Source organism: Streptomyces viridosporus (genome assembly GCF_002078235.1).
Classification (GTDB): Bacteria; Actinomycetota; Actinomycetes; order Streptomycetales; family Streptomycetaceae; genus Streptomyces; species Streptomyces viridosporus.
In genome coordinates, this window is record NZ_MSGP01000081.1 from 26,239 (window position 1) to 48,972 (window position 22,734).

At 69.6% G+C, this 22,734-nt stretch carries 22 protein-coding genes and 6 pseudogenes; 18 read left to right on the forward strand and 10 right to left on the reverse strand.

Annotated elements, in window-relative coordinates; all coding sequences use genetic code 11:
* Positions 1–34: 34 nt before the first annotated feature.
* The 3 genes and pseudogenes from B7L92_RS40180 to B7L92_RS41980 all read right to left on the reverse strand — a co-directional run.
* Positions 35–313, reverse strand: a complete 279-nt coding sequence (locus B7L92_RS40180; protein ID WP_143626244.1) for a hypothetical protein — start codon at positions 311–313, stop codon at positions 35–37.
* 100 nt (positions 314–413) lie between these two features.
* Positions 414–674 (reverse strand): hypothetical protein, encoded by a 261-nt coding sequence (locus B7L92_RS05930; RefSeq protein WP_218030429.1) that lies wholly within the window; start codon positions 672–674, stop codon positions 414–416.
* Positions 675–706: 32 nt separating this feature from the next.
* Positions 707–1,278, reverse strand: a pseudogene (locus tag B7L92_RS41980) (hypothetical protein); the annotation flags it as partial.
* Positions 1,279–1,571: 293 nt separating this feature from the next.
* Between B7L92_RS41980 and B7L92_RS05940 the strand changes: the two are divergent.
* Positions 1,572–2,990 (forward strand): sugar porter family MFS transporter, encoded by a 1,419-nt coding sequence (locus tag B7L92_RS05940; RefSeq protein ID WP_081236423.1) that lies wholly within the window; start codon positions 1,572–1,574, stop codon positions 2,988–2,990.
* A gap of 415 nt (positions 2,991–3,405) precedes the next feature.
* Here the strand turns inward: B7L92_RS05940 and B7L92_RS05945 are convergent, their stop codons facing one another.
* Complete coding sequence (locus tag B7L92_RS05945; RefSeq protein ID WP_081236424.1) at positions 3,406–4,860, reverse strand: cytosine permease; 1,455 nt, start codon at positions 4,858–4,860, stop codon at positions 3,406–3,408.
* Between the two features lie 179 nt (positions 4,861–5,039).
* On the opposite strand from B7L92_RS05945, the gene B7L92_RS05950 reads away from it, so the two are divergent.
* Together B7L92_RS05950 and B7L92_RS05955 are read left to right on the forward strand one after the other, a co-directional pair.
* The gene (locus tag B7L92_RS05950; RefSeq protein WP_255310774.1) at positions 5,040–5,195 is read left to right on the forward strand and encodes a hypothetical protein; all 156 of its coding nucleotides are present in this window, start codon (positions 5,040–5,042) and stop codon (positions 5,193–5,195) included.
* Between the two features lie 21 nt (positions 5,196–5,216).
* On the forward strand, positions 5,217–5,630 hold the full coding sequence (locus B7L92_RS05955) for a cytidine deaminase family protein (RefSeq protein WP_081236425.1): 414 nt from the start codon (positions 5,217–5,219) through the stop codon (positions 5,628–5,630).
* A 61-nt stretch (positions 5,631–5,691) separates the two neighbouring features.
* Here B7L92_RS05955 and B7L92_RS05960 read toward each other — a convergent pair.
* The 3 genes and pseudogenes from B7L92_RS05960 to B7L92_RS05970 form a co-directional block, all read right to left on the reverse strand.
* Positions 5,692–5,865 (reverse strand): annotated as a pseudogene (locus B7L92_RS05960) (IS110 family transposase); the annotation flags it as partial.
* A gap of 452 nt (positions 5,866–6,317) precedes the next feature.
* The gene (locus tag B7L92_RS05965; protein ID WP_081236426.1) at positions 6,318–6,875 is read right to left on the reverse strand and encodes a DoxX family protein; all 558 of its coding nucleotides are present in this window, start codon (positions 6,873–6,875) and stop codon (positions 6,318–6,320) included.
* A 183-nt stretch (positions 6,876–7,058) separates the two neighbouring features.
* Positions 7,059–7,814, reverse strand: a complete 756-nt coding sequence (locus B7L92_RS05970) for a helix-turn-helix transcriptional regulator (RefSeq protein ID WP_255310775.1) — start codon at positions 7,812–7,814, stop codon at positions 7,059–7,061.
* A gap of 123 nt (positions 7,815–7,937) precedes the next feature.
* Here B7L92_RS05970 and B7L92_RS05975 point away from each other — a divergent pair, with 123 nt between their 5' ends.
* From B7L92_RS05975 to B7L92_RS05985, 3 genes are all read left to right on the forward strand, one after another.
* Positions 7,938–8,486, forward strand: a complete 549-nt coding sequence (locus B7L92_RS05975) for a DUF2231 domain-containing protein (RefSeq protein WP_081236427.1) — start codon at positions 7,938–7,940, stop codon at positions 8,484–8,486.
* Positions 8,487–8,560: 74 nt separating this feature from the next.
* Positions 8,561–9,019 carry a hypothetical protein gene (locus B7L92_RS05980; RefSeq protein WP_081236428.1) on the forward strand — a complete coding sequence of 153 codons (459 nt, stop codon included), beginning with the start codon at positions 8,561–8,563 and terminating at the stop codon, positions 9,017–9,019.
* 427 nt (positions 9,020–9,446) lie between these two features.
* The gene (locus B7L92_RS05985; protein WP_081236429.1) at positions 9,447–10,028 is read left to right on the forward strand and encodes a TMEM165/GDT1 family protein; all 582 of its coding nucleotides are present in this window, start codon (positions 9,447–9,449) and stop codon (positions 10,026–10,028) included.
* Positions 10,029–10,184: 156 nt separating this feature from the next.
* Here B7L92_RS05985 and B7L92_RS05990 read toward each other — a convergent pair.
* Positions 10,185–11,100, reverse strand: a pseudogene (locus B7L92_RS05990) (LysR family transcriptional regulator).
* Between the two features lie 96 nt (positions 11,101–11,196).
* Here B7L92_RS05990 and B7L92_RS05995 point away from each other — a divergent pair.
* From B7L92_RS05995 to B7L92_RS06035, 8 genes and pseudogenes are all read left to right on the forward strand, one after another.
* Positions 11,197–12,366, forward strand: coding sequence for a nuclear transport factor 2 family protein (locus B7L92_RS05995; RefSeq protein WP_081236430.1), 1,170 nt, complete (start codon positions 11,197–11,199; stop codon positions 12,364–12,366).
* Positions 12,367–12,522: 156 nt separating this feature from the next.
* Positions 12,523–12,678, forward strand: a pseudogene (locus B7L92_RS41985) (transposase); the annotation flags it as partial.
* 38 nt (positions 12,679–12,716) lie between these two features.
* Positions 12,717–12,833 carry a hypothetical protein gene (locus tag B7L92_RS06005; protein ID WP_438363964.1) on the forward strand — a complete coding sequence of 39 codons (117 nt, stop codon included), beginning with the start codon at positions 12,717–12,719 and terminating at the stop codon, positions 12,831–12,833.
* On the forward strand, positions 12,830–13,342 hold the full coding sequence (locus B7L92_RS06010) for a DUF3618 domain-containing protein (RefSeq protein ID WP_081236431.1): 513 nt from the start codon (positions 12,830–12,832) through the stop codon (positions 13,340–13,342). Before B7L92_RS06005 ends, B7L92_RS06010 begins: the two co-directional genes overlap by 4 nt.
* A 5-nt stretch (positions 13,343–13,347) precedes the next feature.
* Positions 13,348–13,614, forward strand: coding sequence for a DUF4235 domain-containing protein (locus tag B7L92_RS06015; RefSeq protein ID WP_081236432.1), 267 nt, complete (start codon positions 13,348–13,350; stop codon positions 13,612–13,614).
* 961 nt (positions 13,615–14,575) lie between these two features.
* Entirely contained in the window at positions 14,576–14,980 is a 405-nt protein-coding gene (locus tag B7L92_RS06025; RefSeq protein ID WP_081236434.1) for a hypothetical protein, read from the forward strand.
* Entirely contained in the window at positions 14,977–15,657 is a 681-nt protein-coding gene (locus B7L92_RS06030; RefSeq protein ID WP_081236435.1) for a GMC family oxidoreductase, read from the forward strand. The genes B7L92_RS06025 and B7L92_RS06030 overlap by 4 nt, the downstream gene beginning before the upstream one ends.
* 110 nt (positions 15,658–15,767) lie before the next feature.
* Positions 15,768–17,621 (forward strand): peroxidase family protein, encoded by a 1,854-nt coding sequence (locus B7L92_RS06035; RefSeq protein WP_081236436.1) that lies wholly within the window; start codon positions 15,768–15,770, stop codon positions 17,619–17,621.
* 110 nt (positions 17,622–17,731) lie between these two features.
* On the opposite strand, the pseudogene B7L92_RS41990 reads toward B7L92_RS06035, so the two are convergent.
* Positions 17,732–17,884: pseudogene (locus tag B7L92_RS41990) on the reverse strand (IS6 family transposase); the annotation flags it as partial.
* A gap of 14 nt (positions 17,885–17,898) precedes the next feature.
* Here B7L92_RS41990 and B7L92_RS06045 point away from each other — a divergent pair.
* Both B7L92_RS06045 and B7L92_RS06050 read left to right on the forward strand, forming a co-directional pair.
* Positions 17,899–18,882, forward strand: a complete 984-nt coding sequence (locus tag B7L92_RS06045; protein WP_081236437.1) for a BtrH N-terminal domain-containing protein — start codon at positions 17,899–17,901, stop codon at positions 18,880–18,882.
* Between the two features lie 206 nt (positions 18,883–19,088).
* Positions 19,089–19,685 (forward strand): hypothetical protein, encoded by a 597-nt coding sequence (locus B7L92_RS06050; RefSeq protein ID WP_081236438.1) that lies wholly within the window; start codon positions 19,089–19,091, stop codon positions 19,683–19,685.
* A gap of 63 nt (positions 19,686–19,748) precedes the next feature.
* Here the strand turns inward: B7L92_RS06050 and B7L92_RS41340 are convergent.
* Positions 19,749–19,874, reverse strand: a pseudogene (locus tag B7L92_RS41340) (IS5/IS1182 family transposase); the annotation flags it as partial.
* 437 nt (positions 19,875–20,311) lie between these two features.
* On the opposite strand from B7L92_RS41340, the gene B7L92_RS06060 reads away from it, so the two are divergent.
* Together B7L92_RS06060 and B7L92_RS06065 are read left to right on the forward strand one after the other, a co-directional pair.
* On the forward strand, positions 20,312–21,253 hold the full coding sequence (locus tag B7L92_RS06060) for an oxygenase MpaB family protein (protein WP_081236440.1): 942 nt from the start codon (positions 20,312–20,314) through the stop codon (positions 21,251–21,253).
* The gene (locus B7L92_RS06065) at positions 21,250–22,695 is read left to right on the forward strand and encodes an aldehyde dehydrogenase family protein (protein WP_081236441.1); all 1,446 of its coding nucleotides are present in this window, start codon (positions 21,250–21,252) and stop codon (positions 22,693–22,695) included. The genes B7L92_RS06060 and B7L92_RS06065 overlap by 4 nt, the downstream gene beginning before the upstream one ends.
* Positions 22,696–22,734: the final 39 nt, after the last annotated feature.

Here is a 22,734-nt window from a genome sequence, read left to right on the forward strand (position 1 = left end):
CGGATTCTCTGCCTGCCGCCGATCATCGGCGCTTTCAGAGGATCTCGATGCCGTCGGCGGTGAAGACAGCATCGAACGCCCGAGGGTAGCGGCTGTCGCGGTCACGCAGCAGGTAACGGAAACCGGCGGCGCGGCCGCCGAGGTCGGCCATGAGGTCTCGGGCGCGCTGGGTGGCCCGGGCCACGGTGGGGTGGGCGGTGACGCCAAGGATGTGTACGGTGCGCGCGCCAACTTCCGAATACGGCAGAGGTGGATGCACCGACGCGGTGGCCGAGGCGGCGCAGTTCACCCTGGATTGCAGGTACGGCGCCAAGTCGGGTTCTCCCGGGCCAGGCGCAGGACGAGGGCGGTGAGTTCCTCGGAGATCGGCGGCCGCCCGGTGCGCGCGGGTTCCTGCTCCCCCTTCCAGCGGATCAGCCGGCGGTGCCAGGACAGCAGGTTTTTGGGGGTGACCAGGCGGTTCGGCGCAGCCTGCTCGGCAGGTGCCGGGCAAGGGTGGCGAGTACCGCGCGGCCCGGCCGGGCAAGGCGTGCCCGGACGCCGAGCCGACGGCGCAGCACCGCACTCTCGTGGAGCAGCGCGAGTAGTTCGATGTCCTTGGCCTCCGCCGAGCGGGAGAGCAGCACGAGCAGTGCAAGGAGTGCAAGGAGACGGAGGAAAATCAGGTGGAGCATGCGCAACACCATGCAGTGCGAGCTTGCCATGATCACTTGAAGTAGCAAAGTGCCTGCTCAGGGGCCATGCGTAAGTATTGGCACCTCACAGGCCGGGAGCAGCTGGCCGCCTGCCCGGCCTGGAAGTTGTGCCAGACCACGGCGGCCAGCACAAGGACGCGCTGCGCGACGCGCACGGCCACGCCCTCGCAGGTGCGACCGCCGTATTGTTGCAGGTCGAGCCGACCCTTGAGGGTGTCGTTCACCGACTCGATCAGCTGGCGGACCTTCTTGAGCATCGGCTCTCCGAGGCGGACGGCCTCGCGTTTCCTCGACGGCCGCAAGAGCGTGATGTCCTGCACGGACAGCGACCGCTCAAAGGCCCTGGACGTGAAACCCTTGCCCGTGATCAGCAGCGGACCGGGCCGTTCCCGCACGAGCTGGGCGTCGACCTCCAGCATCGCCGCCAGTGCCTCACGCTCATCGAGCTTCGAGCTGGCCGGGGCCCACAGAATCGGCATTCCCGGGGCACACGAGGAACAGCCGCAGCCTCAGTAGAGCCGTGAATGTGACGAGCAGTAGCCGTAACCGACCCACCCCGCCACTTCAGCCGCTTCACCGTCGGAAAGACTCGTCTGGTCGAAGCACCGGCCCGGACTGAGGCCCCGCTGCCTGGGAACTCCTGCGCCATGGACCCCGTGTGTCTCCGCGACTTCGGGGTAGTCGGATCATGTCCGATATTTGACTACAACATTTGAACGCAAGCCCGCTCAGCGGGCGGTGAAATCTCGCAATAGCAGAGATGCTGATTTCGATATGTGAAGACGTGGTCTCTGCAGCTTTTCTTTTGCCTTCAGGTTTCACCTGGAAGGGCTGACCTCACCCCGGCAGCGTTGCCGGTGCGCCCGAGGAGTACACGTGACCAGTACAGAGCAGGCCCCCGGGCCAGGAGCCGGTACGGCTCATCCCGAACATCTCGGACACGTCATCTTCATTGCGGCATCGGCCGCCATGGGCGGTTTCCTCTTCGGTTACGACAGCTCCGTGATCAACGGCGCCGTCGAGGCCATCCGGAGCCGCTACGACATCGGCTCCGCGGAGCTGGCCCAGGTCATCGCCATCGCCCTGATCGGCTGCGCCATCGGCGCCGCGACCGCCGGCCGCATAGCCGACCGCATCGGCCGCATCCGCTGCATGCAGATCGCCGCGGTCCTGTTCGCCGTCAGCGCCATCGGATCCGCGCTGCCCTTCGCCCTGTGGGACCTCGCCTTCTGGCGCATCGTCGGCGGCTTCGCCATCGGCATGGCCTCCGTCATCGGCCCGGCCTACATCGCCGAGGTCGCCCCGCCCGCCTACCGCGGCCGGCTCGGCTCCTTCCAGCAGGCCGCGATCGTCATCGGCATCGCCACCTCCCAGCTGGTCAACTGGGGTCTGCTCCACGCCGCCGGCGGCGACCAGCGCGGCGAGCTGCTGGGCCTGGAGGCCTGGCAGGTCATGCTGGGCGTGATGGTCGTCCCGGCCGTGCTGTACGGGATGCTCTCCTTCGTCATTCCCGAGTCCCCGCGCTTCCTGCTCTCCGTCGGCCGCCGCGAGCGGGCCCGGCGGGTCCTCGCCGAGGTCGAGGGCAAGGGCATCGACCTCGACGCCCGCGTGGCCGAGATCGAGCACGCCATGAAGCGCGAGCACAAGTCCACCTTCAAGGACCTGCTCGGCAGCAGCTTCCTCTTCAAACGAATCGTCTGGATCGGCATCGGCCTGTCCGCATTCCAGCAGTTCGTCGGCATCAACGTCGCGTTCTACTACTCCGCGACGCTGTGGCAGTCGGTCGGCATCAACCCGACGGACTCGTTCCTCTACTCGTTCACGACATCGATCATCAACATCGTCGGCACCGTGATCGCGATGATCTTCGTGGACCGCATCGGCCGCAAACCGCTCGCGCTCATCGGCTCCTCCGGCATGGTCATCGGCCTGGCCCTGGAGGCCTGGGCGTTCTCGCACCCGCTGGTCGACGGCAAGCTGCCGGCCACCCAGGGCCTGGTTGCCCTGATCGCCGCCCACCTCTTCGTCCTCTTCTTCGCCCTGTCCTGGGGCGTGGTCGTCTGGGTGCTGCTCGGCGAGATGTTCCCGAACAAGATCCGCGCCGCCGCCCTGGGCGTGGCCGCCTCCGCCCAGTGGATCGCCAACTGGATGATCACCGCGAGCTTCCCGTCGCTGGCCGACTGGAACCTGTCCGGCACCTACGTGATCTACACGTTCTTCGCCGCGCTCTCCATCCCGTTCGTCCTGAAGTTCGTCAAGGAGACGAAGGGCAAGACGCTGGAGGAGATGGGGTGACTCACGGCACAGTCCCGAGGAGAAGGGCTCAAGTCCCCGCCGCCCTTCTCCTCGTCCCGTCCGCCGCCCCGCCCGGTCACCACCCGAGCGGGGCGGCGGTTTTCGTACGCCACCGCACCCCGCACGTCACCAGATGAGAACACCGCCGCCGATTCCCCGGGCTCGCGGAGCGGCTTCCTCGATGATCCGCAGCCGGAGCCGGATCTGCCCCCTGGTGCTCCTCGGCCGTCCGCGGGTGCTTGGTGCCGAAGGCGATCAGATCAGATCGAGAGGGGCGCGCAGCAGGGGGATCTCGCGAACGAACGCTTCCGCCAGCAGACTCGTGGGAACGGGAGATCAGTACCGGGACCGGGCGGGCCCAGGCGTTTTCGCTGACGGAGTTCCACCCGCGGTAGAGGGCGAGGACCGAGACGCGTCAGACGCCCAGGGGCTCGGGCTGCTCGACGGACTCCGCGGCGGTCGCCGCTCGAGGCGGCACCGGCGGCTTGGGCAGCGCCAGGTACAGCAGGCCGGAGATCAGAATCGTCGCGATCCAGCCGAGGCCGTACTCACCGATGACGTTGTTCCTGGCCAGCGGGCCGGTGAACCAGGCGGACGTGGTGAACATCAGCCCCGCGGCGAGGCCGGTCGCCCAAGCGATGACCGCGGCGGGGGAAAAGCCGCCCCGGTACCAGTAGGCGCTGGCGCGGGTGGTGTCGGCCATGGCCTGGCCGTCGTACTCCGTACGCCGCAGCATGTCCGCGCCGAAGACGCCGACCCAGGCGGAGAAGGCGACCGCGAGCAGAGACAGGAAAGCGATGAACGACCCCATGAAGCCGGTCGCCACCAGCATCAGCACACTGCCGAAGACCAGCGAGATCACGGCGTTGACCGACACCGCCCAGTGGCGCGGCACCCGGAAGCCCAGCGTCTGCGCGGTGAAGCCGGCCGAGTACATCGACATCGCGTTGATCAGCAGCATGCCGATCAGCGCGATCAGCAGGTACGGCACCGCGATCCAGGTCGGCAGGATCTTCCCGAGGAAGGAGACCGGGTCGGCGGCCGAGGCGAGGTCCGGCACGGAGACCGCCATCACCGCGCCCATGAGCACCATCGGCAGGACGACGATGCCGGCGCCGCCGATCGAGGTGCCCACGATCGCCCTGGCGGAGGCCGTACGCGGCAGGTAGCGCGTGAAGTCCGGCGCCGACGGGATCCAGCTGACACCGCCCGCCGCGATCATGCCGATACCGGTGATCACCGCGGCCGTCGACCCGGCGGAGTGGGCGAACACCCTCGACCAGTCGGTGTCCACGATCAGGTGGGCGAGGACCAGGACCGAGAACAGACCGAAGAGGTAGGTCGCGTACTTGTTGCACCGTTGCACGGCGTTGATGCCGAGCCCGGAGATCGCGAAGGTCGCGACGACGAACGCCAGCAGCATGACCATGTTCAGCGCGCTGTTCGCTTTCAGGCCGAACAGGATGTGCAAGATGGTGAGCATCGCGTAGGCGCCGACCACCGCGTTGATCGTCTCCCAGCCCCAGCGGGCCACCCAGATCAGCGAGCCGGGCAGCAGGTTGCCTCGCTGCCCGAAGACCGCCCGGGACAGCGCCATGCCGGGCGCCCCGCCGCGCTTGCCCGCGATGCCGATGAGCCCGACCAGGCCGTACGACACGACAGGGGCGACGACGGCGACGACGAGCGCCTGCCAGAGATTGAGGCGATACGCCACGACGAGGCTCGCGCCCATGGTGAGCAGCAGCACACTGATGTTGGCGCCGGCCCAGGTGGAGAACAGCTCGCGGGTTCTGGCGGTGCGCTCACGATCGGGCACTTGTTCGATGCCACGGGTTTCCAGTGCGCCTTCTGTCTCGGCGGTCCTGTTCATGAAGAAGGGTTCCGTGCTTCGGTCGGGGAAAGCGACTCCGCGCGTACGGACGCGACCCGCCCCATCCTACTTTGATCCGACTTATGCCCTTCAGTGGCGTTCGTCTCCTGGCTGAAGAAAAGGATCCCACCTAGGAACCCCGACCCCCGCGGCGGGCGCCCTACACCCGCCCGCACGGAGTGCGGCACCTGTTTGCCGCCTACGACCTCACCCGGGACAAGCTCTACGGCCACAGGGCACAGGGCAGCATGATCCGCTGCTACACCATCTGGCGAAACAAGCACACCGCCGATATTCGCTTGCGCACCATCGTCACCCGGGTCAACGTCGCCTGACACCTGACGAAGGCGGAGAAGATGACCACGCAGACCCACCACGTCGACCACGAACTCATCCGGGCCGCGGCGCACGTGGCTCGCACACGCTGCCAGGGTGACAACCACACCATGGCAGCCGCGGCCCGCGCCCGGGACGGCCGGATCGTCACCGCGGTGAACACCTACCACTTCACGGGAGGACCGTGCGCGGAGCTGGTCCTCATCGGTGCGGCAGCCGCCCAGGGCGCCTACGACCTGAACACCATCGTCGCCGTGGGCGACCGCGACCGGGGGGTTGTTCCCCCGTGCGGTCGATGCCGTCAGGTCCTTCTCGACTACTTCCCCGCCCTCAAGGTCATCGTCGGCGAGGGCGACCGCGTCCGAACCGTCCCTCTCACCGACTTGCTGCCCGAAAGCTACGTCTGGGCCGACCACCAGCTCGACGCCGAGTGACCACGACACTCAGCATGGGCCGGCACCGTCAACCGACGACAGGGCGAATGTTGTCCGATGCGGCACCAGCGTCGGCGAACCGGGCCCGGTCGTCGCCGACCTCGGCCAGCACGCGGGCTCCGCCGAGCGGGCCCAGCCCAGGGCAGCCGGTGACGATCTCCGCATCGGCATGAGCATCGAAGGCCTGCACTGCGGCTTCGGCAAGGTCATCGGCACTCGCGCACGCGGCCGCCAGCGGGAGATGCCAGAACAGCCACCAACCCACCCACCGGCGCGAACGGGCCGTGACGGGCTTCCGCGGTGTTGGCTCGGCCCAGCGGTTCCTGTACACGGTCAGCGGCATCTCACTCCGCTTCCGCCCACGCCATCGCCATCGCCTGATGACCGCCGCCGAACACCGCCTCCGGATGACCATCCGGTTCACCCTCCGGGGCCGCATCAGCAAGAACATCGGCTGTCCATCCAGGGCTGAGCACCGGCCCCGGAACCCGGCCCCCTCACACCCCGAATCACCGGCAGACACCCACGCACTCACCAACGTGACAACGCCCGCGGGGCTACTCCCCTTCGCGGCCGCCGTTCCTGCACGGTCATCCGCGACGCTTCCAAGCCCCGGGGACCCCGTACCGAAGAAGGGGTCCCCGCGCAGCAGACGTCGGCTCACCTGGTGGGCCAGCTGCCCTTGGTCTAGAGACTGAGCGTGATCGCAGCGGCGACACCGCCCAGGCCCAGGGCGAAGGCAGCCTCTCCCCAGCCGCCCCTACCCCAGCGGAAGAAACGGTCGACAGCCAGCCGGCCCGGGCCGATGGCAGCGACGGCCAGGGCGACGACAGCGATACACACGCTGTACTCCACGCCGCCGTCGCTCTCCCACAGTCCGTGAGCGCCGGTGACCGTCGCCATCGCATTGATCATCACGCCGATCAGTGCGGCGGCCGCGAGCGGCGTCAGCAGGCCGAGGGCCAGACCGAGACCTCCCAGCAACTCGGACAGACCTCCGATCGCGGCGAACAGCTCCCCGGGCTGATAGCCCAGGGCCGCAAACCCCTTGCCGGTCGCCGCCAGCCCGTCACCCCCGAACAGTCCGAAGACTTTCTGAGCACCGTGCGCCGCCATCAGCAGCCCGAAAGTCAAGCGGATGAGCAGTAGGCCGCAGTCGGCGGCAGTCGCGACCGGCACGGCGGCCGCAGGCGCTGTCGATTCTGTGGAGGAAGCAGGACGGTTCAAGGTACGTATGGTCAACATGGCAATGCTCCGGTAAGAATCCGGAATGGACGTTTTCCCCCAGCTCGGCAGAGACGCCGAGCATCGGTCACGGGCGAGCGAGCTCTCCGCAGGGTCGTAGAGCGCGCCCCTTCTCACCCGGGCCTCCCGCAGTGGGCAGGGGCGAGCACGGGCGGCGGCCCGCGCGGGTAGGGCAGCGTCCGATCAGCGGTCTCGCGCCATGTGGTCATCACCATCGGTGCCGCTGGGGACAAGCCGGACGCAGCATTCCCCCGGCTCGGGGGCCAGGACGGCTTGGACTCCGCTGACCTGAAGGCCGTTGAGGTAGCCGCTGAGAAAGGCCTGGTTCATGCCGCACACCAGGTCGGGGGCCTTCGCGGCCAGCGGATGGAACGGGCAGTTGCGCAGCCGGAGCCGGGTGGGGGTTTCCCGGACCGGTTCGTAGCCGTACTGCTCCAGCAGCCGCTCGCAGACGGTCAGCCCGCGCTCCAGGCCGAGACGCCCCGGGCGGGTCTCCTCCCGCGCGGCCTCACCCATCCACCGGCCCCGATGCTCAGCGGTCCGCACCGCTGCCTGCGCGGCGCTTTCGTCGGCACCCTCGGTCAGGACGGCATCCAGGAGAAGATCCGCGAGGAGTTCGTGGCGCCGGTCGGGAATGCTCACGGTGATCTGGGTGTCGGTGGGCTCGTACACCTTCGGCCGCCTGCCGACCTTGCGGATCCCACCGGGCGTTGCGTAGCGCGCGCGCAGCAGGCCGACGTCGACGAGCTTGTCGAGATGGAAGGCCGCGAGCTTGCGCGAGATGCCGACGCTGGCAGCGGCCTCGTCGCGGGTGACGGCGTGGCCGGCGCGCCGGACGAAGGCGAACATGCGCCGCCGTGAATCCTCGCTCAGAGCGCTGACGGACTCGATGGCGGTGTCCACCGCGTCGGCCTGCTGCCGCGTCGGGTCGTAAGCCACAAGACCACAGTAACTCCCATCTGCATGGGCGCAAGTGTTCCTCGAGTGTCCTTTTGCTGCGCCTCTTGACTCCTTCCCTCAATAAGACCAAGACTTATTGGTGAAATAAGTGGGGAGGTCGCGATGACCAATGAACCTCAGCTTCAGGCGAAGCGTCCGGTCAGTGCCTCGCTCGCCGGCCCGTACGGCCACCCGTTCCACCCGATCCTGGTGACCGTGCCGATCGGCGCCTGGGTGGCCAGCCTGGTGTTCGACATCGCTTCCCATGTCGTGCACCGTCCGGGCTTTCTGACCCAGGGCTCGCAGTGGTTGATCGCCGTAGGCGTGATCGGAGCCCTGCTGGCGGCGATCGCCGGGTTCCTCGACCTGTTCGCGATTCCTACCGCTACCCCGGCCTTTCGCACCGCCCTGGTCCACATGTCGTTGAACCTGCTGGTCACCGCCGCCTACGTCGGCAACTTCCTGTGGCGCCACAGCACCTACACCGACGGCGGGAGTGTCGGCCTCGGCGGGCTCATTCTTTCCGCGGTCAGCCTGGCGGCTCTGGGCGTCTCGGGATTCCTGGGCGGCAAGCTCGCCTACCGCTACGGCGTGCGGGTCGCCGACGAGAGCACCCAGGCCGAGGGATACACGCGCGGCCGCAGCGCGAAGGACGTCCGCTCCGTCGTGTGACCCGGCCCGCGCACCCCCACGGTGGCCGGTGTCGTCCGGCCGTCTCCGGCATCGTCATCGCTCGGGAGGTCCCCATGAACATCGCCGCACTGATCATCTGGGTGGTCACCGCCCTCGGCGGCTTCTACCTGCTCGGCACCTGGGTCCGACACGGCGGGGTCCGGCAGCAGCAGGCCGGCACCAGCCGCCTGCCCGCTCCGGTCGTCTTCGGGCACTTCGCCCTGGCCACGATCGGGCTGGTGGTGTGGATCATCTATGTCATGGCCGACGAGACCGCCCTGGCCTGGACCGCGTTCGGTCTGCTGCTGCCGGTCGCTCTGCTGGGATTCGTGATGCTGGCCCGTTGGATCCCCGTCCACCGCGACCGCGCCACAGCCGGGGCAGCACCGGCCAGCACAACGGCGTACGGAGCCGAGGGGGCCGTCCCTGCCGAACGGCACTTCCCGCTGACAGTGGTGCTGGCACACGGCCTGCTCGCCGTGACCACCCTCGTCCTGGTCCTGCTCACTGCCCTGGGCATCGGCGGCAGCTGACGTGACCGAGCGCCCGCACCGCACCACTGAGGGCCGGCCCTGGATTCGGCGGGTTGTCCGTCCTGCGCGGGAGCGGATGCCCGCTCCCGCGCAGACCGGTCACTCCTGAAGGTGCTCTGCTGCGGCCGCCCGGGACAGCCGCGGGCTGAGGCCGGGGACTCCGGAGACGACGGCCTGTGTAGCATGGGGGTCGCGAAGGGGAGTAGTCCCGAGAACCGCTGGTCGACATACTGGACGTCCGAGGATGTCCCGGCCATCGGGCCGCCGCACACGATGCGGGGCGGACGAGACCTTCGGCCAAGGCATGATCCTGCCCGCACACCGTGCGGGCAGCTCCGTCGTGCCGGGCCGAAAGGGTTCCTCCCGTCGCCCGCCTGGGTGCCGTTACGAGTCCGCGGCCCGGCCCAGCAGAAAGCACCGTTCCGGAATGACATTCGACCCCCTGGCGATCATCACCGCCTTCGGGCTGATCTTCCTCGCCGAACTTCCCGACAAGACCATGTTCGCCTCACTGGCCATGGGCACCCGCATGCGCCCGTTGTATGTGTGGTTCGGCACGTCCACTGCGTTCATCGTGCACGTCGCGATCGCGGTGGGCGCCGGGAGCCTCCTCAGTCTGCTGCCGGACATGGTCGTCAAACTCGTCTCCGCGGCCCTGTTCGCGTTCGGAGCCTTCGTCCTGCTGCGCGGCGGAGACGATGACGACGAGGACGGGGCGGCCCGCACGGTCACCGGGTTCTGGCCCGTCTACACCACCGCCTTCATGGCCGTCTTCATCAGCGAGTGGGGCGATCTCACCCAGATCACCACCGCCAACCTCGCCGCCACCAACGGCTGGCTGCCGACCGCGATCGGCTCCGCCGCCGCCCTGATGTCCGTCTCGGCTCTGGCCCTGCTGGTGGGCCGGTTCATCGCCCAGCGCGTCCCGCTCAAGACCGTGCAGCGTTTCGGAGCGCTGTGCATGGCGGCCCTTGCCATCTGGACCCTGGTCGAAGCCTTTACCGGCTGACATTGCGTACGCGTGCCGCAGCCGCCCCGGACATCCGGGGCACGCGTCAGAGGCAGGGCCCCCTGGAATCCGCCGTCGGTCCCGGGGGCCTTGCTCCAGTCGCATGTTTCTGTGACGACGTCGCGAAGTACCGGGGCGGCGGGGTCGGCGTCCGTCTCAGTCGGCTGGTGCGCGACGTGGGCGGGACGAGGGCGGGCCGAAGGCCGTCGCGAGCTGGTCGAGCAGGAGCCCTGCGGACGGGTGCGGATCGCGACGCGGTGTGATCGTGTCGATGCCGCGGGTCGGGGGATCGACGAGGGTCACTGTGGTGACGTCGGTCCGCAGCGCGCACGTCAGCACCCTGGGTATCAGCGCGATGGCGTGGCCGGTTGCGACCAAGGCCATCTTGCCGGGCAGATCGGCCGCGGTGAGGTCGATACGGGCGGTGACTCCGGCGCGGGCGGCGTGCTGGTGCAGCAGCGCCGCCGAGCCGTCGTTGTCCTCGACCCAGGTCTGGTCGGCCAACTCCCGAATGTGCACTGGGCCGCGCCCGGCCCGCGGATGTCCGGCGGGCAGCACGACGACCATCTCGTCCATCCCCAGGAACCGTCGTTCGACACGCGGGCGTCGGGTAGCCCCGGCGGCGCGTCGGTGACGACAGCGACGTCGAGATCGCCGGTGATCACGCGGTCATGCAGTTGTTCGCTCAGTCCGGGCAACAGGCTCCACCGAAAAGGGGCGGCCCTGTCCAGCAGGCGGCCGATCGCCACGGGCACGATCCCGGCGGCCAGAGACGGAGTCGCGCCGACGGCCAGCGGCCGACTGAGCGCCCCGTCACGCATCTCCCGCACAGCACGCAGGGCCCGTTCGCCTCGTTGAGTGCGACCAGGGCGTGGTGACGGAACACCTCGCCGGCGGGCGTCGGACGCACGCCCCGTGCGTGCCGCCGCACCAGCGGCACTCCGAGCTGACGCTCCATCCCCGCGATCTGTCGGGAGACGGCCGACTGCGTGTAGCCGAGCTCGGCGGCTGCCGCCGACAGCGACACGAGCCGACACACCGTCACGAACGTCCACCACGCAGTCAACTCCATCGCACAAGCGTGCCTGGCCGTCATGCGTATCCCGCATGGTCACCCTGCGAGATCTGCGCTTCTCGCAACTGGCGCGATGCCTCCACGCTGGGGTGCATGACCGCACCGCACACGATCGCCGTCCTCGGCTTGGGCCGGATGGGCACCGCGATCGCGACACGGCTCGCCGACCACTGGGACGTCGTCGGTCGGACGCGCTCCGGACGCACGTCAGGCGTTGTCGAGACGACCGGTGACCCCAACGACGCTGTGGCGAAGGCCGACATCGCGCTCTTGGCGTTGTTCGACGGCCGGGCCTGCCGGCAGGTCGTCGACCGCGTCCGCGACTCGCTGCGCACGGACACGATCGTGCTGAACACGAGCACCGTCGCCCCCGCCGAGGCGGCCGGGCTGGCCCGGCACCTCGGCCCGTCCTACGTCCACGCACCCGTGCTCGGCTCCGTGCCGACTGCCGCCGCCGGCGCCCTGCACATTCTCGCCGCGGCCGACCAGGAGGCACTCGACCGAGTCCGGCCGGTCCTGGAAGCGCTTGGTACCGTGCGCCGCGTCGACGACGCCGCCACCGCCGCTGCACTCAAACTGGTCGCCGACAACAGCCTCGCCGGCGCCGTCCTCGCGCTGCGCGACTCACTGCGGCGGGCCGACGCCCTCGGCCTGTCCCGCGCCCAGGTGCTGGACATCCTCGAGCTCGGCCGGCTCGGCGGGCTCGTCGCCCCCAAGCGAACCTTCCTCGCCGGCCAGCCGACCGCTGTCGCGGCCGCGGCCGAGTTCACGATCGGCGCGCCGGCCAAGGACATGGCACTGCTGGCCGCCGCGTCAAACGCCCCCCTGCGCAGCGCGGCCGACCTGGCCGACACTCCTGCCGACCCTGAGGCCGACATCGCCGTTGCTGCCACGGTCCCCGCCGTGGGTGACGCCGTGCTCGAACCGCTGCGCGCCTACATCCGCGGGCACGCCACCGGCGACCCCACCCACTTCCGCGACGCGTTCTTGCCCACCGCTCACATCGAGGGAATCCGGGACGGCGTATTCGTCTCCTGGCGCCTGGACGGGTACTGCGCTCTCTTCCACGGCAGGCCGGCCGCGGACGAACCGACCCGCTCCCGCCGCATCGACGCCATCGATGCCCACGGCACCGTCGCGACCGCGTCCATGACGCTGTGGCACGGCACTGACACCTTCACCGACATCTTCTTGCTGGTCCACGTCGACGGCCGCTGGCGCACAGCCAACAAGGCCTACCACCGAAGCGTCCCCGTGACGTGATGTCGCGTCTGTCGTCACTGGCACATGTGGGTCCGTAGCATCCGCGCCGGCCAGAGGGCCTGGCCGTGCCGGAGTGTCCCCGTGAGCGACCCCCCGGCCCCGGCTCTACAAGAGCGACTTGTCCGACGAGCGTCGGACCCTGATCGAGCTGAAGGTCCCCGAGGTCGCGCGGGGACCTTTGGCCCACAGCCGGTCGAGAAGAGGCGGAGTCGGCTCGGTGGGGCGGACGAGATGGTCCTGTCGCTGTCCACGAAGGGGCTGACCCACGGGGAGGCCTTCGCGCACCTGGCCGAGGTCCATGGGGCGGAGGTGCGCTGATCGTCACCGCGATCCTGGGTGTGATCGCTGCGGTGGTGGCCATAAGCGGGAAGAAGCAGGTCGACCAGGCCGCACCGCCCACGCCCGAGCAGACGATCGAAGACGTGAAGGCCGGGGTGGCCGAGATCAAGGAGAGTGCACACCGATGACCCAGCCGCCCCACGACGAGCCCACCGCCTCCAGCCCGGAGGAGCTGCGCGAACAGGTCGAGCAGACCCGTGCCGAGCTCGGCGAGACGGTCGAGGCGCTCGCGGCCAAGACCGACGTCAGGACCCGCGCCCAGGAGAAAGCCGTCGAGGTCAAGGAGCAGGCCGTCGCCAAAGCCGGCGAGCTGAAGGAGCAGACCACGGTCAAGGCCGGGGAGCTGAAGGAACAGACCACGGTCAAGGCCGGGGAGCTGAAGGCGAAGGCCGCCGCCCTGGCACACCAGGCGCAGGACAAGCTGCCCGACCCGGTCAAGGACAAGACCGCCCGGGCCGCCGAGCAGGCCCGGGGCAAAGCGGCCCAGGCCGGCCGGCTGTGGGAGGACAAGGCACCCGAGCCGGTGCGGCGGAAGACGGCTCAAGGGGCGCAGTTGGCGCGGGACAACCGCAACCTGCTGCTCGCAGCCGCGGGCGTAGCCGTCGCCGTATGGTTGACCTGCCGCCGCAAGGGGTGAGCCGGATGAAGGCATCGGAGATCGCATACAAGCCGGTCGGACTCGCCGCGGGCGCCGTGGGCGGCATGGCCGCCGGAACGGTGTTCAAGCAGACGTGGAAGACGCTCGGCCACGACGAGAACGCCCCCGATGCCACCGACGAGGAACGCAACCGGGGCGAGGTGCTGCGGGGCGCCACGCCGCAGGGCGCCCTCTTCGCCGCGGTCACGGCCGCCGTCGATCGCGTCGGCGTCACCATGACGTACCGTCTGACCGGCACCTGGCCCGGCTGACGCGCCCAGGAGGGGTGCCGGTGTGCCATGGACACCGGCGCCCCTCCCCGGGCAGGTACCCGCACGGAAAGATCACCACAGCAGTGTCCGTTCACCACGTGATACCCGCGCTGACCGCAGCGGCGGTCACGGGCATCGTCCTGGCCGCCCGCCGGATCGCCCTGCATCGGCACGGCCGTGACCCCGGCCTCAGCGCGACCCTACCGATGGGGCGCCGCACCTCCTATGAGCCCGGCCGCGCCACGGCCGGGGTCGTGTCACCGGCCGCCGCACCACCGGACGAAGCCGCCTGGTCCGCTGTGCACGAAGCTGAGCAACACGTCCACCGCTGCTGGGAGCATCTCCAGAAACGTGCCGACCCGTCCGACTGACCGGCCGCTGTTCACGTTCACCTGGGACAGGGCAGCGAGGGTACGAGGGCGCTCCGGCCGCCCAGGAAAGAGGCCGGAGCGCAACGAACGCTCGGAGGACTCGCACGAGCCCCGGTCTCCAGCACGGCGCGCTGCTGCGAGAGGGGCGGCCGTGGCACTGTCACGTCGGCCGACGCGCGGGATCATCTTGGGGCTGGCCGTGCCGGGGAGGGGAGCACCGGGGAGACCGTGCCGCCGTCGTACAAGGAGCACCGGTACTCGGCCGAAGTGATCGCGCGCGCCACCGCCTCACCGCACCCGGCTACCGCACCGAGACGAACCAGCGTTTCGCCACCCGGAAGCAGGCCGCCGGCACGACCGCGCCGGTCTGACAACGGCCGTCCGCCGGGGCGACACGAGGCGATACCTGTCCTGACGAGTTGGCAGCACCGCCCAGCCACAACAATGCGACAGCGCCTTCGAGGTGCAGGTGAGCAGTGGTTCCCATAATGTGGTTCTTGGAGTGCTTCCAGGGGGTTTCCTCTCCATTGTCTGGAGTGTCGGCGGTAGTTCCCGTAGCCGCATGAGTCACCGCACCTTCAGGAGACAGGATGACCACGCAGCGTGCCTCCCCTCGCCCTGCCTCGGTTTACGCACTCGCCGGGATCCGACTCTTCAACGGCGCCACCGGACTGCTGGCACCGGCCCTGCTCATCCGGCGTCTCGATCCCGGCCGCGAGGCGCTCAGTCCGGCGGCTGTCTACGCCTTCCGGCTCTTCGGGACTCGTACGCTCCTGCTCGGCCTCGATCTGCTGACGAACCACGGCGATCGGCTGCGGGAAGACCTGCGCGAAGGCGTCCTGATCCACGGCAGTGACACCGCGACGGCGGCCACGCTCGGTCTCAACGGTCGGCTTCCGCCGCGCACCGCGGTGCTGACCACGCTGATCTCGGCCGTCAATACGGTCCTGGCCGCCACCTCGCTCGCCAACTCCGCGAAGGGGAAGCGGAAGTGACCGCGGAGCCCGCTGGTGCTCCCCCGGCCGAGACGGGTTTCGACTACGTCGGCGCCGGTGCCGGCGCGGGAGGCGGGCCGCCGGCGGCCGACCTTGTCACCGCGGGCATGCGCGCCCGGCTCCTCGCCGCCCCTGGGCCGACCGTCCAGGACGCACAGTTGCTGGAGGTCATCCTCTCCCCCGTGGAGGGCACGCTCGCCGGCTTCCACGCGCCGCAGCCCGGAACCGAACCGGATCGCTGTTACCGGGCCGGGCAACGCGGTGAGGGCCTGGGCACGACCAACGGCGCCGTCGGCGGTATCACCCGCAAGTCCCTCCCGGAGCCGACCGCTTCCGACCTGTTCGTCTTCGGCGGCCCCTTCGACTTCCGGAGCTACTACCCTGGCTGCTCGCCCGACCTGACCCACCACGAGGACCGCATCACGTGGGCCATCCTCAAGAGCTTCAGCCACAACACCGAGGATCGGCTGCGGCTGCGCTCCATCGACTCCCGTGACATCCCGCTGGTGCACTTCCCCTACTTCACCGCGGGCACGGGCACGGGCAAGGACGGTCCGGGCCTGGAAGCCATGACCCATGCCGTGGAGTTCGTACGCGGGGTGGACCACCTGCGGATCGTCGACGCTTCGGTCCTCCCCCGCATTCCCGGATTCTTCGTCGCCGCCCCATCCACATGATCAGCGAGAAAGCGAGCGACGTGATGCTCGGCGATGCCGCCCGCACCTGAACCGCCACGGCCTCGCCGCCCCCACGCGAAACGGCCAGAAGCAACCCGAGGAGTGTCCCGATGAGCACGCGACGACGCGCCGTACGGCGTTCCACGGCCGGATACCGTACGTCACTCCCCTGGCGGATCGTCACCGGCGTCGCCGAATTCCTGGACCGGCGCACCGGCTGGGACAGACTGCCCGTCGTTGCGGGCCTGATGACGCTCCTCGGCCTGCGCGTCAGGCTCCGGCAGAAGAACCTCCACGACACCGGCCACTTGCCTTCGGTCAATCTGCCCGATCCGGCACCTCACTCCGCGAGCCACAGGGTCAACCGGACGGCCGACGGCAGCCACAACGATCTCGACGAGCCGCGCATGGGCATGGCGGGCAGCCGCTTCGGCCGGAACATCCCGCTCGACCGGATCGCCCCGGCCACGCCCGTGGACGTACTCGCGCCGCCGAACCCGCGCGAGGTCAGCCGCGCCGTGCTCACCCGAGACTCGCTGATCCCGGCCGAGTCGGTCAACTCCCTGGTCGCCGCCTGGCTGCAGTTCATGATCCGCGACTGGTTCAGCCACGGCACGAGCCCCACGGATCAGCCTTGGGAAGTACCGCTCATGGATGACGACCCGTGGCCGGAGAACCCCATGCGGATCATGCGGACACCAGAGGACCCGACCCGCGACCCGCAGGCGCCGGCCGGGACGCCCGACACCCGTGTCAACGTCTCCTCCCACTGGTGGGACGCGTCCCAGATCTACGGGTCGAACGAGACGGAGCAGCGGCTGATGCGCACCGGCGAGCTGGGCAAGCTGCATCTGTGGGACGACGAGCAGTCGCCGTTCCCCTCGGACCCCTCCCGCGATCCTTCACGGGTGCCCGGCTTCTGGCTGGGCCTCGCCATGATGCAGGATTTGTTCACCCGCGAGCACAACACGATCTGCGACCACCTGCACGCCGCGTACCCGTCCTGGGGCGACGAGGAACTGTTCCAACGCGCCCGGCTGGTCAACGCCGCTCTCCTCGCCAAGATCCACACCGTGGAGTGGACCCCGGCCGTGATCAGCCATCCCACCACCGTCAAGGCACTGCGCGCCAACTGGTGGGGCATCGCGGGCGAGCGCGTCCACAACCTCTTCGGCCGGATCAGCGACAGTGAGGTCATCAGCGGCATCCCCGGCGGCGGGACGGACCACTACGGTGTCCCGTACGCGCTCACGGAGGAGTTCGTGGCGGTCTACCGCATGCATCCGCTCGTCCGCGACGCGTGGCACCTGCGTTCCGTCGCCGACGACGCGACCCTGCGCCACTGCACCCTCCGCGACATCTCGGGTCCCGGGGCGCTGAAGGTCCTGGAGACCACGGGGATGGCCGATCTGCTCTACAGCTTCGGCACGCTCCACCCCGGACTGGTCACCCTGCACAACTTTCCCAAATTCCTGCAGGAGTTCGAGCGCCCGGACGGGCGTCTGCAGGATCTCGCCGCCACCGACATCCTGCGCTCGAGGGAGCTGGGCGTCCCCCGTTACAACGAGTTTCGGCGGCTGCTGCGGCTGAAGCCCGCGGAGAGCTTCGCGGAGCTGACGGATGATCCGGCGTGGGCCGAACAGGTCGAGCGGCTCTACGACGGCGACATCGAGAAGGTCGACCTCATGGTCGGGCTGTACGCGGAGAAGCTGCCGGCCGGATTCGCCTTCAGCGACACGGCGTTCCGCATCTTCATCCTGATGGCCTCACGCCGGCTGAACAGCGACCGCTTCTTCACCGAGTACTACACCCCCGAGGTTTACTCCAGGGCCGGCATGGCCTGGATCGACGACAACAGCATGGTGACCGTGCTGCTGCGCCACCACCCCGAACTGCGCACGGCTCTCACGGGGCTGACGAACGCCTTCGTGCCATGGCGCACCGCCGGTGGGACGGGAACCTGACTTGGGAACGGGGGGCAGGGCTTTGTCCCGTTGTTGAGTGCGTGGCTGTCTGTTGGTGTGTCGGGGCGTGGTGGGCCCGTGACCGAGACTGTGTTCAGGCCGTGGCGGGTCGGCCGGCGGCGGCGCAGTCCGTTCGCATGGGCCTGCCCGAATTCGGCGCACCACCGCCGGACCGTCTCACCGGAGACGATCACGCCGTGCTGCGGGAGCAGCTCCTCCACCTCGCGGAAGCCGAACGGGAGGCGGAAGCACAGCCACACGCAGGAGAATGAGCGGCATGGCCATGGTGGAAGACATCGACGTCCGCAGCATGCAGCACTGCGAGACGACGGCGCTGGGCGTGCTGCTGCGGCATGAGGGGATCGACCTGTCCGAGCCCATGCTGTTCGGGCTCGGTTCCGGGCTGTCCTTCATCTACTGGGACAGCAAAGCCATGGGTTTTCCCTTCCTGGGAGGTCGGGTCAAGCCGTTCGAACTCACCAGGAACCTGGCCGCCGCCCTCGGGCTCGAGCTGCTGATCAGGGAGACCACCTCCCCGCGCAAGGCATGGCAGAACGTGGCGGTACCCCTCGACGCCGGTCGGCCGGTCGGCCTGCAACTCGACAGCTACCACCTGGACTACTTCAGCACCAAGGTGCACTTCGGCGGGCACGTCGTGGCCATGTACGGCTACGACGAACAGAACGCCTACCTGGTGGACACCGCCCCGCAGGGCGGAGCCGTCTCCACCAGCCTCGCCGGCCTGGCCAGAGCCAGGGCCGAGCACGGCCCCATGACCGCCAAACACCGCTCCTTCACCATCACAGCGCCCAGCAGCCCGACGCCACCGCCGAACCGGATCATCCCCGCGATCAAGACCTGCGCCGACGCCTTCCTGAACCCGCCCATCGCGAACCTGGGCCACCGGGGCATCGAGAAGACCGCCGAGCAAGTGCCGAAGTGGCTGCAGCGCAGCAGCAGTCCGCAGGACGACCTGCCACGGGCCGCCGTCCTCATGGAGAGGGCCGGCACCGGCGGCGCCCTGTTCCGCAATCTCTACCGGGACTTCCTCGCCGAGTGCGCCCAACTGATCGACAGCAACCACCTGCGCACCGGCCACACCCTGTACACCGAAGCCGCCACCCTCTGGACACAGGTGGCCGCACTCATCGCGACAGCAGGCGAATCCGGTGACGCGAAGAACCTCGCACAGGCCGGCTCCCTCCTCCACGACCTCTCGCGCATCGAACGCGATGCGATGCAGGCACTCAGCCGGCTCTAGCCTCGAAGGCTCGTGACGGCCCACCGACTCCGTCGGTGGGCCGTTTTCGCGTCGTGGGCTGAGGCTGGGCAGGGCCGAGGCCCGAGTGTCGCTTCGGGGTGGCACCGTGGCACCGGGTTCCGCCGTTCCGGGTGCTGAGGTGCTGTCGCAGGGACGGGGAATCCGTCGGTCGGAAGCAGCCTGACAACGTGGTCGACAATTGCCCCATGGATGTCACCGAGCTGCTCGAATCGGCTTCCCTCCTGGTCCCGGAAGAGGTCGCCACCGACAACGACATCACGGTGCGAGACGTCTGGGACTACCTCGCCCACGACGAATGGCAGATCGCTCTGAGCCTGCTGGAGGAGCTCGGGGACGGACATCCGCTGCCCCTGACGTTCTGGGAGCAGCTTGCCGAGGCGGCTGAGCAGTTCCGCCTCGAGCGGAGCGCGACGTGGTGCCACTGGCGGTGCTCCGAGATCCGAAACGGGATGATCCGGGCGGACCTGACGCTCCGTTCAGCTGCAGAAGCGCGACGCAGGACACCGATTCCCGGTCACGGTGTTCTGCGGCCCATGTGGGACATCGGGTGCCTCTCACCCACCGGGGACGCTTCGGTGAGTATTGCCGGGCTCTGGGTCGAGGACATGCCCTTCCTGAAGCCCGGTGGTCGAGCCACCGTCCGTCTGGTTCCCCTCACCCCCTCGCACTGGAAGCACGTCGAAGTCGGCCAACGGATCAACATGCACGAGGACCGGACCGTGGCCGGCACCGCAGTCGTGCTGGAGGTTCACCTCCCTGCCACGGCCACGCCCACGAGATGACGCCGACTGCCCCGGACCCCCTCACTGGTGCAGGTATCTCCGTACTTCGTGGCGCAGGCAGGGGCCGGCGTCGTCGAGTTGGTGCAGCACGGCCTCGTGCGGACGCCCCCGGGCTCCGGCTCTCGGCCGCATCAGGAACCGGCGGTGGGCGGTCGGCTTCGAGATGCCGAAGCAGGGCGGCAGGGCGCGCCGGCCCCGGGCGCCTCCGCGCCTCCGTGTCTCCGTGTCTCCGTGTCTCCGTGTCTCCGTGTCTCCGTGTCTCCGTTGCGTCCGGAGTATTGACGCCCGATGAAACAAGTCAATAGTTTCAGTATCTTCGACTCAGGGGGTGCTCCCTATGGACCTCAGCGCAGCCGGCACCACCACGATCCGCTCCGGGAAGGGGCGTAGGCGCTGGAAGCGCGGCACCACCTAGCCACATGACCCGGATCACCGGCGGCATCGTCATCCCCACCTGGACGTCAGTACTCCGCGGCCCCGCCCGGGCACCGAGGCCGTGCCCGCCGGCTCTCGATCGCCATGCGGCTTCCGCAGTCGGAGGCGACCGCGGTGAGGCCGTCCACTTCTCCGACATGACCGCTCGCACCGCGAGCTGGTGGCCGCGATTCCGACAGGAGGGATCACCCATGGGTCGCTACAGTCGGCTCCGCCGCATCCGGCAGATGGATGCGCAGCAGGACTTCGAGCAGATCTACCGGTGGATCACCCACTACGAGTTCCCCCGCGACTATCTCCACGGGGCGTCGATCGCGTTCCTGCGCGACTACGGCGTCCCGCGCATCTCCCGGCTCCTGGACCGCACCCAGGAGTTCGAACGTGCCGGTCAGAAGCGGTATGACGACACGGTGCTGCTCATGTACGAGATGGTCCGCGAGGGGATGGACTCGGAGCACGGCCGGGCAGCCGCCCGCCACCTGAACCGCATACACGGCCGTTACCGGATCCCCAACGAGGACTTCCTCTACGTCCTGGCCACCACGGTGGTGGGGCCGAAGCGGTGGATCGACCGGTTCGGCTGGCGGCGCCTGTCCGCGCAGGAGACCGAGAGTCTGGCGCTGGTGGGCCGGCGGATGGGCGAGATGATGGGCATCTCCGGCGTGCCCGACACCTACGCCGCGTTCGAGCGGTTCCACGACGACTACGAGCGGGAGATGTTCGCCTACGACCCCGCCAACCGCAGGGTCGCCGCGGCCACCCTGCGGATCCTGGCCTCCTGGTACCCGGCCCCGGTACGGCGGGCGGCGTCCCGGGTAGTGCTCGCCATCCTGGACGAACCACTGCTGAAGGCGCTCGGCTTCCGCCCGGAGCCGCGTTGGCTGCGGGCCGCCGTCCACCGCGCGTTCCGCACCCGGGCCGCGCTGATCCGCCTGCTGCCCGGACGGCCGGAGCGGTTCCCGCGCAAGCCCGAGGCGCGCACCTACCCCTTCGGCTGGACCCTGGACGACCTGGGTCCGCACTGGGCGCACTCCCGTCCGCCGGCCCCGCTCCAGGACGAGACGTCACCGGAACGGGTCTCCGCTCCGGCACAGTCGTCCGTCCCTCGTGCTCCCCGTCAGGAGACCCGATGACCGACTCCGCCCCGGTCGCCGCGCCACGCGCCGCGACCTTCACCACCTACTCCCCCGCGACCGGCAAGCCGCTCGCCGAGCACCCGGTGAACGGGCCGGAAGAGGTCTCCCGCGCCGTGGCCCGGGCCCGGACCGTCCAGGTCGGCTGGGCGGCGCTGCCCGCGTCCCGGCGCCGTGACCACCTGCTGCGCTGGAAGAAGGCCCTCGCGACCGACCTGGACGCCGTGGCCCGCACCATCGCCGAGGAGACCGGCAAGCCGGCCGGTGACGCCGCGCTGGAGGTCGTCCTCACGCTGGAGCACCTGGGCTGGGCCGCCCGCAACGCCGGACACGTGCTGCGCCGGCGGAAGGTGGGCACCGGACTGTTCACCGTCCACCAGCGGGCCTCGCTGGTGCACCGGCCGCTGGGCGTGGTCGGGGTGATCGGCCCCTGGAACTATCCCCTGTACACCCCGATGGGTTCCGTCGGTTACGCGCTGGCTGCGGGGAACGCCGTGGTCTTCAAGCCGTCCGAGCTGACCCCGGGCACCGGCGTCCTGCTGGCCGAGCTCCTGGACGCCGCCGTACCCGGTCATGCCGGGCTGCTCACCACCATCACCGGCGCGGCGTCCACCGGAGACGCCCTGGCCCGGTCCGGGGTCGACAAGCTGGCGTTCACCGGTTCGCCGGGGACGGCCCGCAAGGTGATGGCGGTGTGCGCCGAGACGCTGACGCCGTTCCTCGCCGAGTGCGGCGGGAAGGACGCGGTGATCGTCACCGCGGACGCGGACCTGGAGGCGGCCGCCGACGCGATCGTGTGGGGCGCGCTGAGCAACGCGGGCCAGACCTGTGCGGGGGTGGAGCGCGTCTACGCGGTGCGTGGGATTCACGCGGAGTTGTGCGAACGGGTGGTCGAGCGGGCCGGGGCGCTGCGCCCGGGTGCCGGGGCGGACTCCTCCTACGGCCCGATGACGCTTCCGGGCCAGGTCGCGATCGTCGAGCGGCATGTGACCGGTGCGGTCTCGGCGGGTGCGCGGGCCCTGCTGGGCGGACCCGAGTCGGTTCGCGCTCCGTATGTCGCGCCGGTCGTGCTGACCGGTGTTCCGGAGGACGCGGCGGCGATGGCGGAGGAGACCTTCGGGCCGGTCGTGGCGATCAACCCGGTGGCCGACGTGGACGAGGCGNNCACCGGTGCGGCGATCGCGGCGCGGCTGCGCGCGGGGGCGGTGTCGGTGAACTCGGTGCTGGGCTTCGCGGCGGTGCCGGCGCTGCCGTTCGGCGGTTCGCAGGACTCCGGCTTCGGACGGATCCACGGCGAGGAAGGGCTGCGCGCCTTCACCTCCGTGCAGTCGACCACGGTGCAGCGGTTCACCCCTCCGATCGCGCTGACCTCCTTCGGGGTTCCGGCAGCCACTCGGGAGCGCGCGGTGCGGCTGGCGAGGGCACTGCACCGGCGCCGTTGATCGGCGGGCGGCACCCCGCCGGCCGGACGGTCCGGCCGG

Coding starts and splice junctions, on each gene's coding strand:
- B7L92_RS05945 (WP_081236424.1), bottom strand. CDS start 4,860: ATGAACAGGACCGCCGAGACAGAAGGCGCACTGGAAACCCGTGGCATC.
- B7L92_RS05930 (WP_218030429.1), bottom strand. CDS start 674: ATGCTCCACCTGATTTTCCTCCGTCTCCTTGCACTCCTTGCACTGCTC.
- B7L92_RS06010 (WP_081236431.1), top strand. CDS start 12,830: ATGACCCAGCCGCCCCACGACGAGCCCACCGCCTCCAGCCCGGAGGAG.
- B7L92_RS06025 (WP_081236434.1), top strand. CDS start 14,576: ATGACCACGCAGCGTGCCTCCCCTCGCCCTGCCTCGGTTTACGCACTC.
- B7L92_RS06035 (WP_081236436.1), top strand. CDS start 15,768: ATGAGCACGCGACGACGCGCCGTACGGCGTTCCACGGCCGGATACCGT.
- B7L92_RS05980 (WP_081236428.1), top strand. CDS start 8,561: ATGAACATCGCCGCACTGATCATCTGGGTGGTCACCGCCCTCGGCGGC.
- B7L92_RS05985 (WP_081236429.1), top strand. CDS start 9,447: ATGACATTCGACCCCCTGGCGATCATCACCGCCTTCGGGCTGATCTTC.
- B7L92_RS06050 (WP_081236438.1), top strand. CDS start 19,089: ATGGATGTCACCGAGCTGCTCGAATCGGCTTCCCTCCTGGTCCCGGAA.
- B7L92_RS06060 (WP_081236440.1), top strand. CDS start 20,312: ATGGGTCGCTACAGTCGGCTCCGCCGCATCCGGCAGATGGATGCGCAG.
- B7L92_RS05995 (WP_081236430.1), top strand. CDS start 11,197: ATGACCGCACCGCACACGATCGCCGTCCTCGGCTTGGGCCGGATGGGC.
- B7L92_RS06015 (WP_081236432.1), top strand. CDS start 13,348: ATGAAGGCATCGGAGATCGCATACAAGCCGGTCGGACTCGCCGCGGGC.
- B7L92_RS06045 (WP_081236437.1), top strand. CDS start 17,899: ATGGCCATGGTGGAAGACATCGACGTCCGCAGCATGCAGCACTGCGAG.
- B7L92_RS05965 (WP_081236426.1), bottom strand. CDS start 6,875: ATGTTGACCATACGTACCTTGAACCGTCCTGCTTCCTCCACAGAATCG.
- B7L92_RS05975 (WP_081236427.1), top strand. CDS start 7,938: ATGACCAATGAACCTCAGCTTCAGGCGAAGCGTCCGGTCAGTGCCTCG.
- B7L92_RS05955 (WP_081236425.1), top strand. CDS start 5,217: ATGACCACGCAGACCCACCACGTCGACCACGAACTCATCCGGGCCGCG.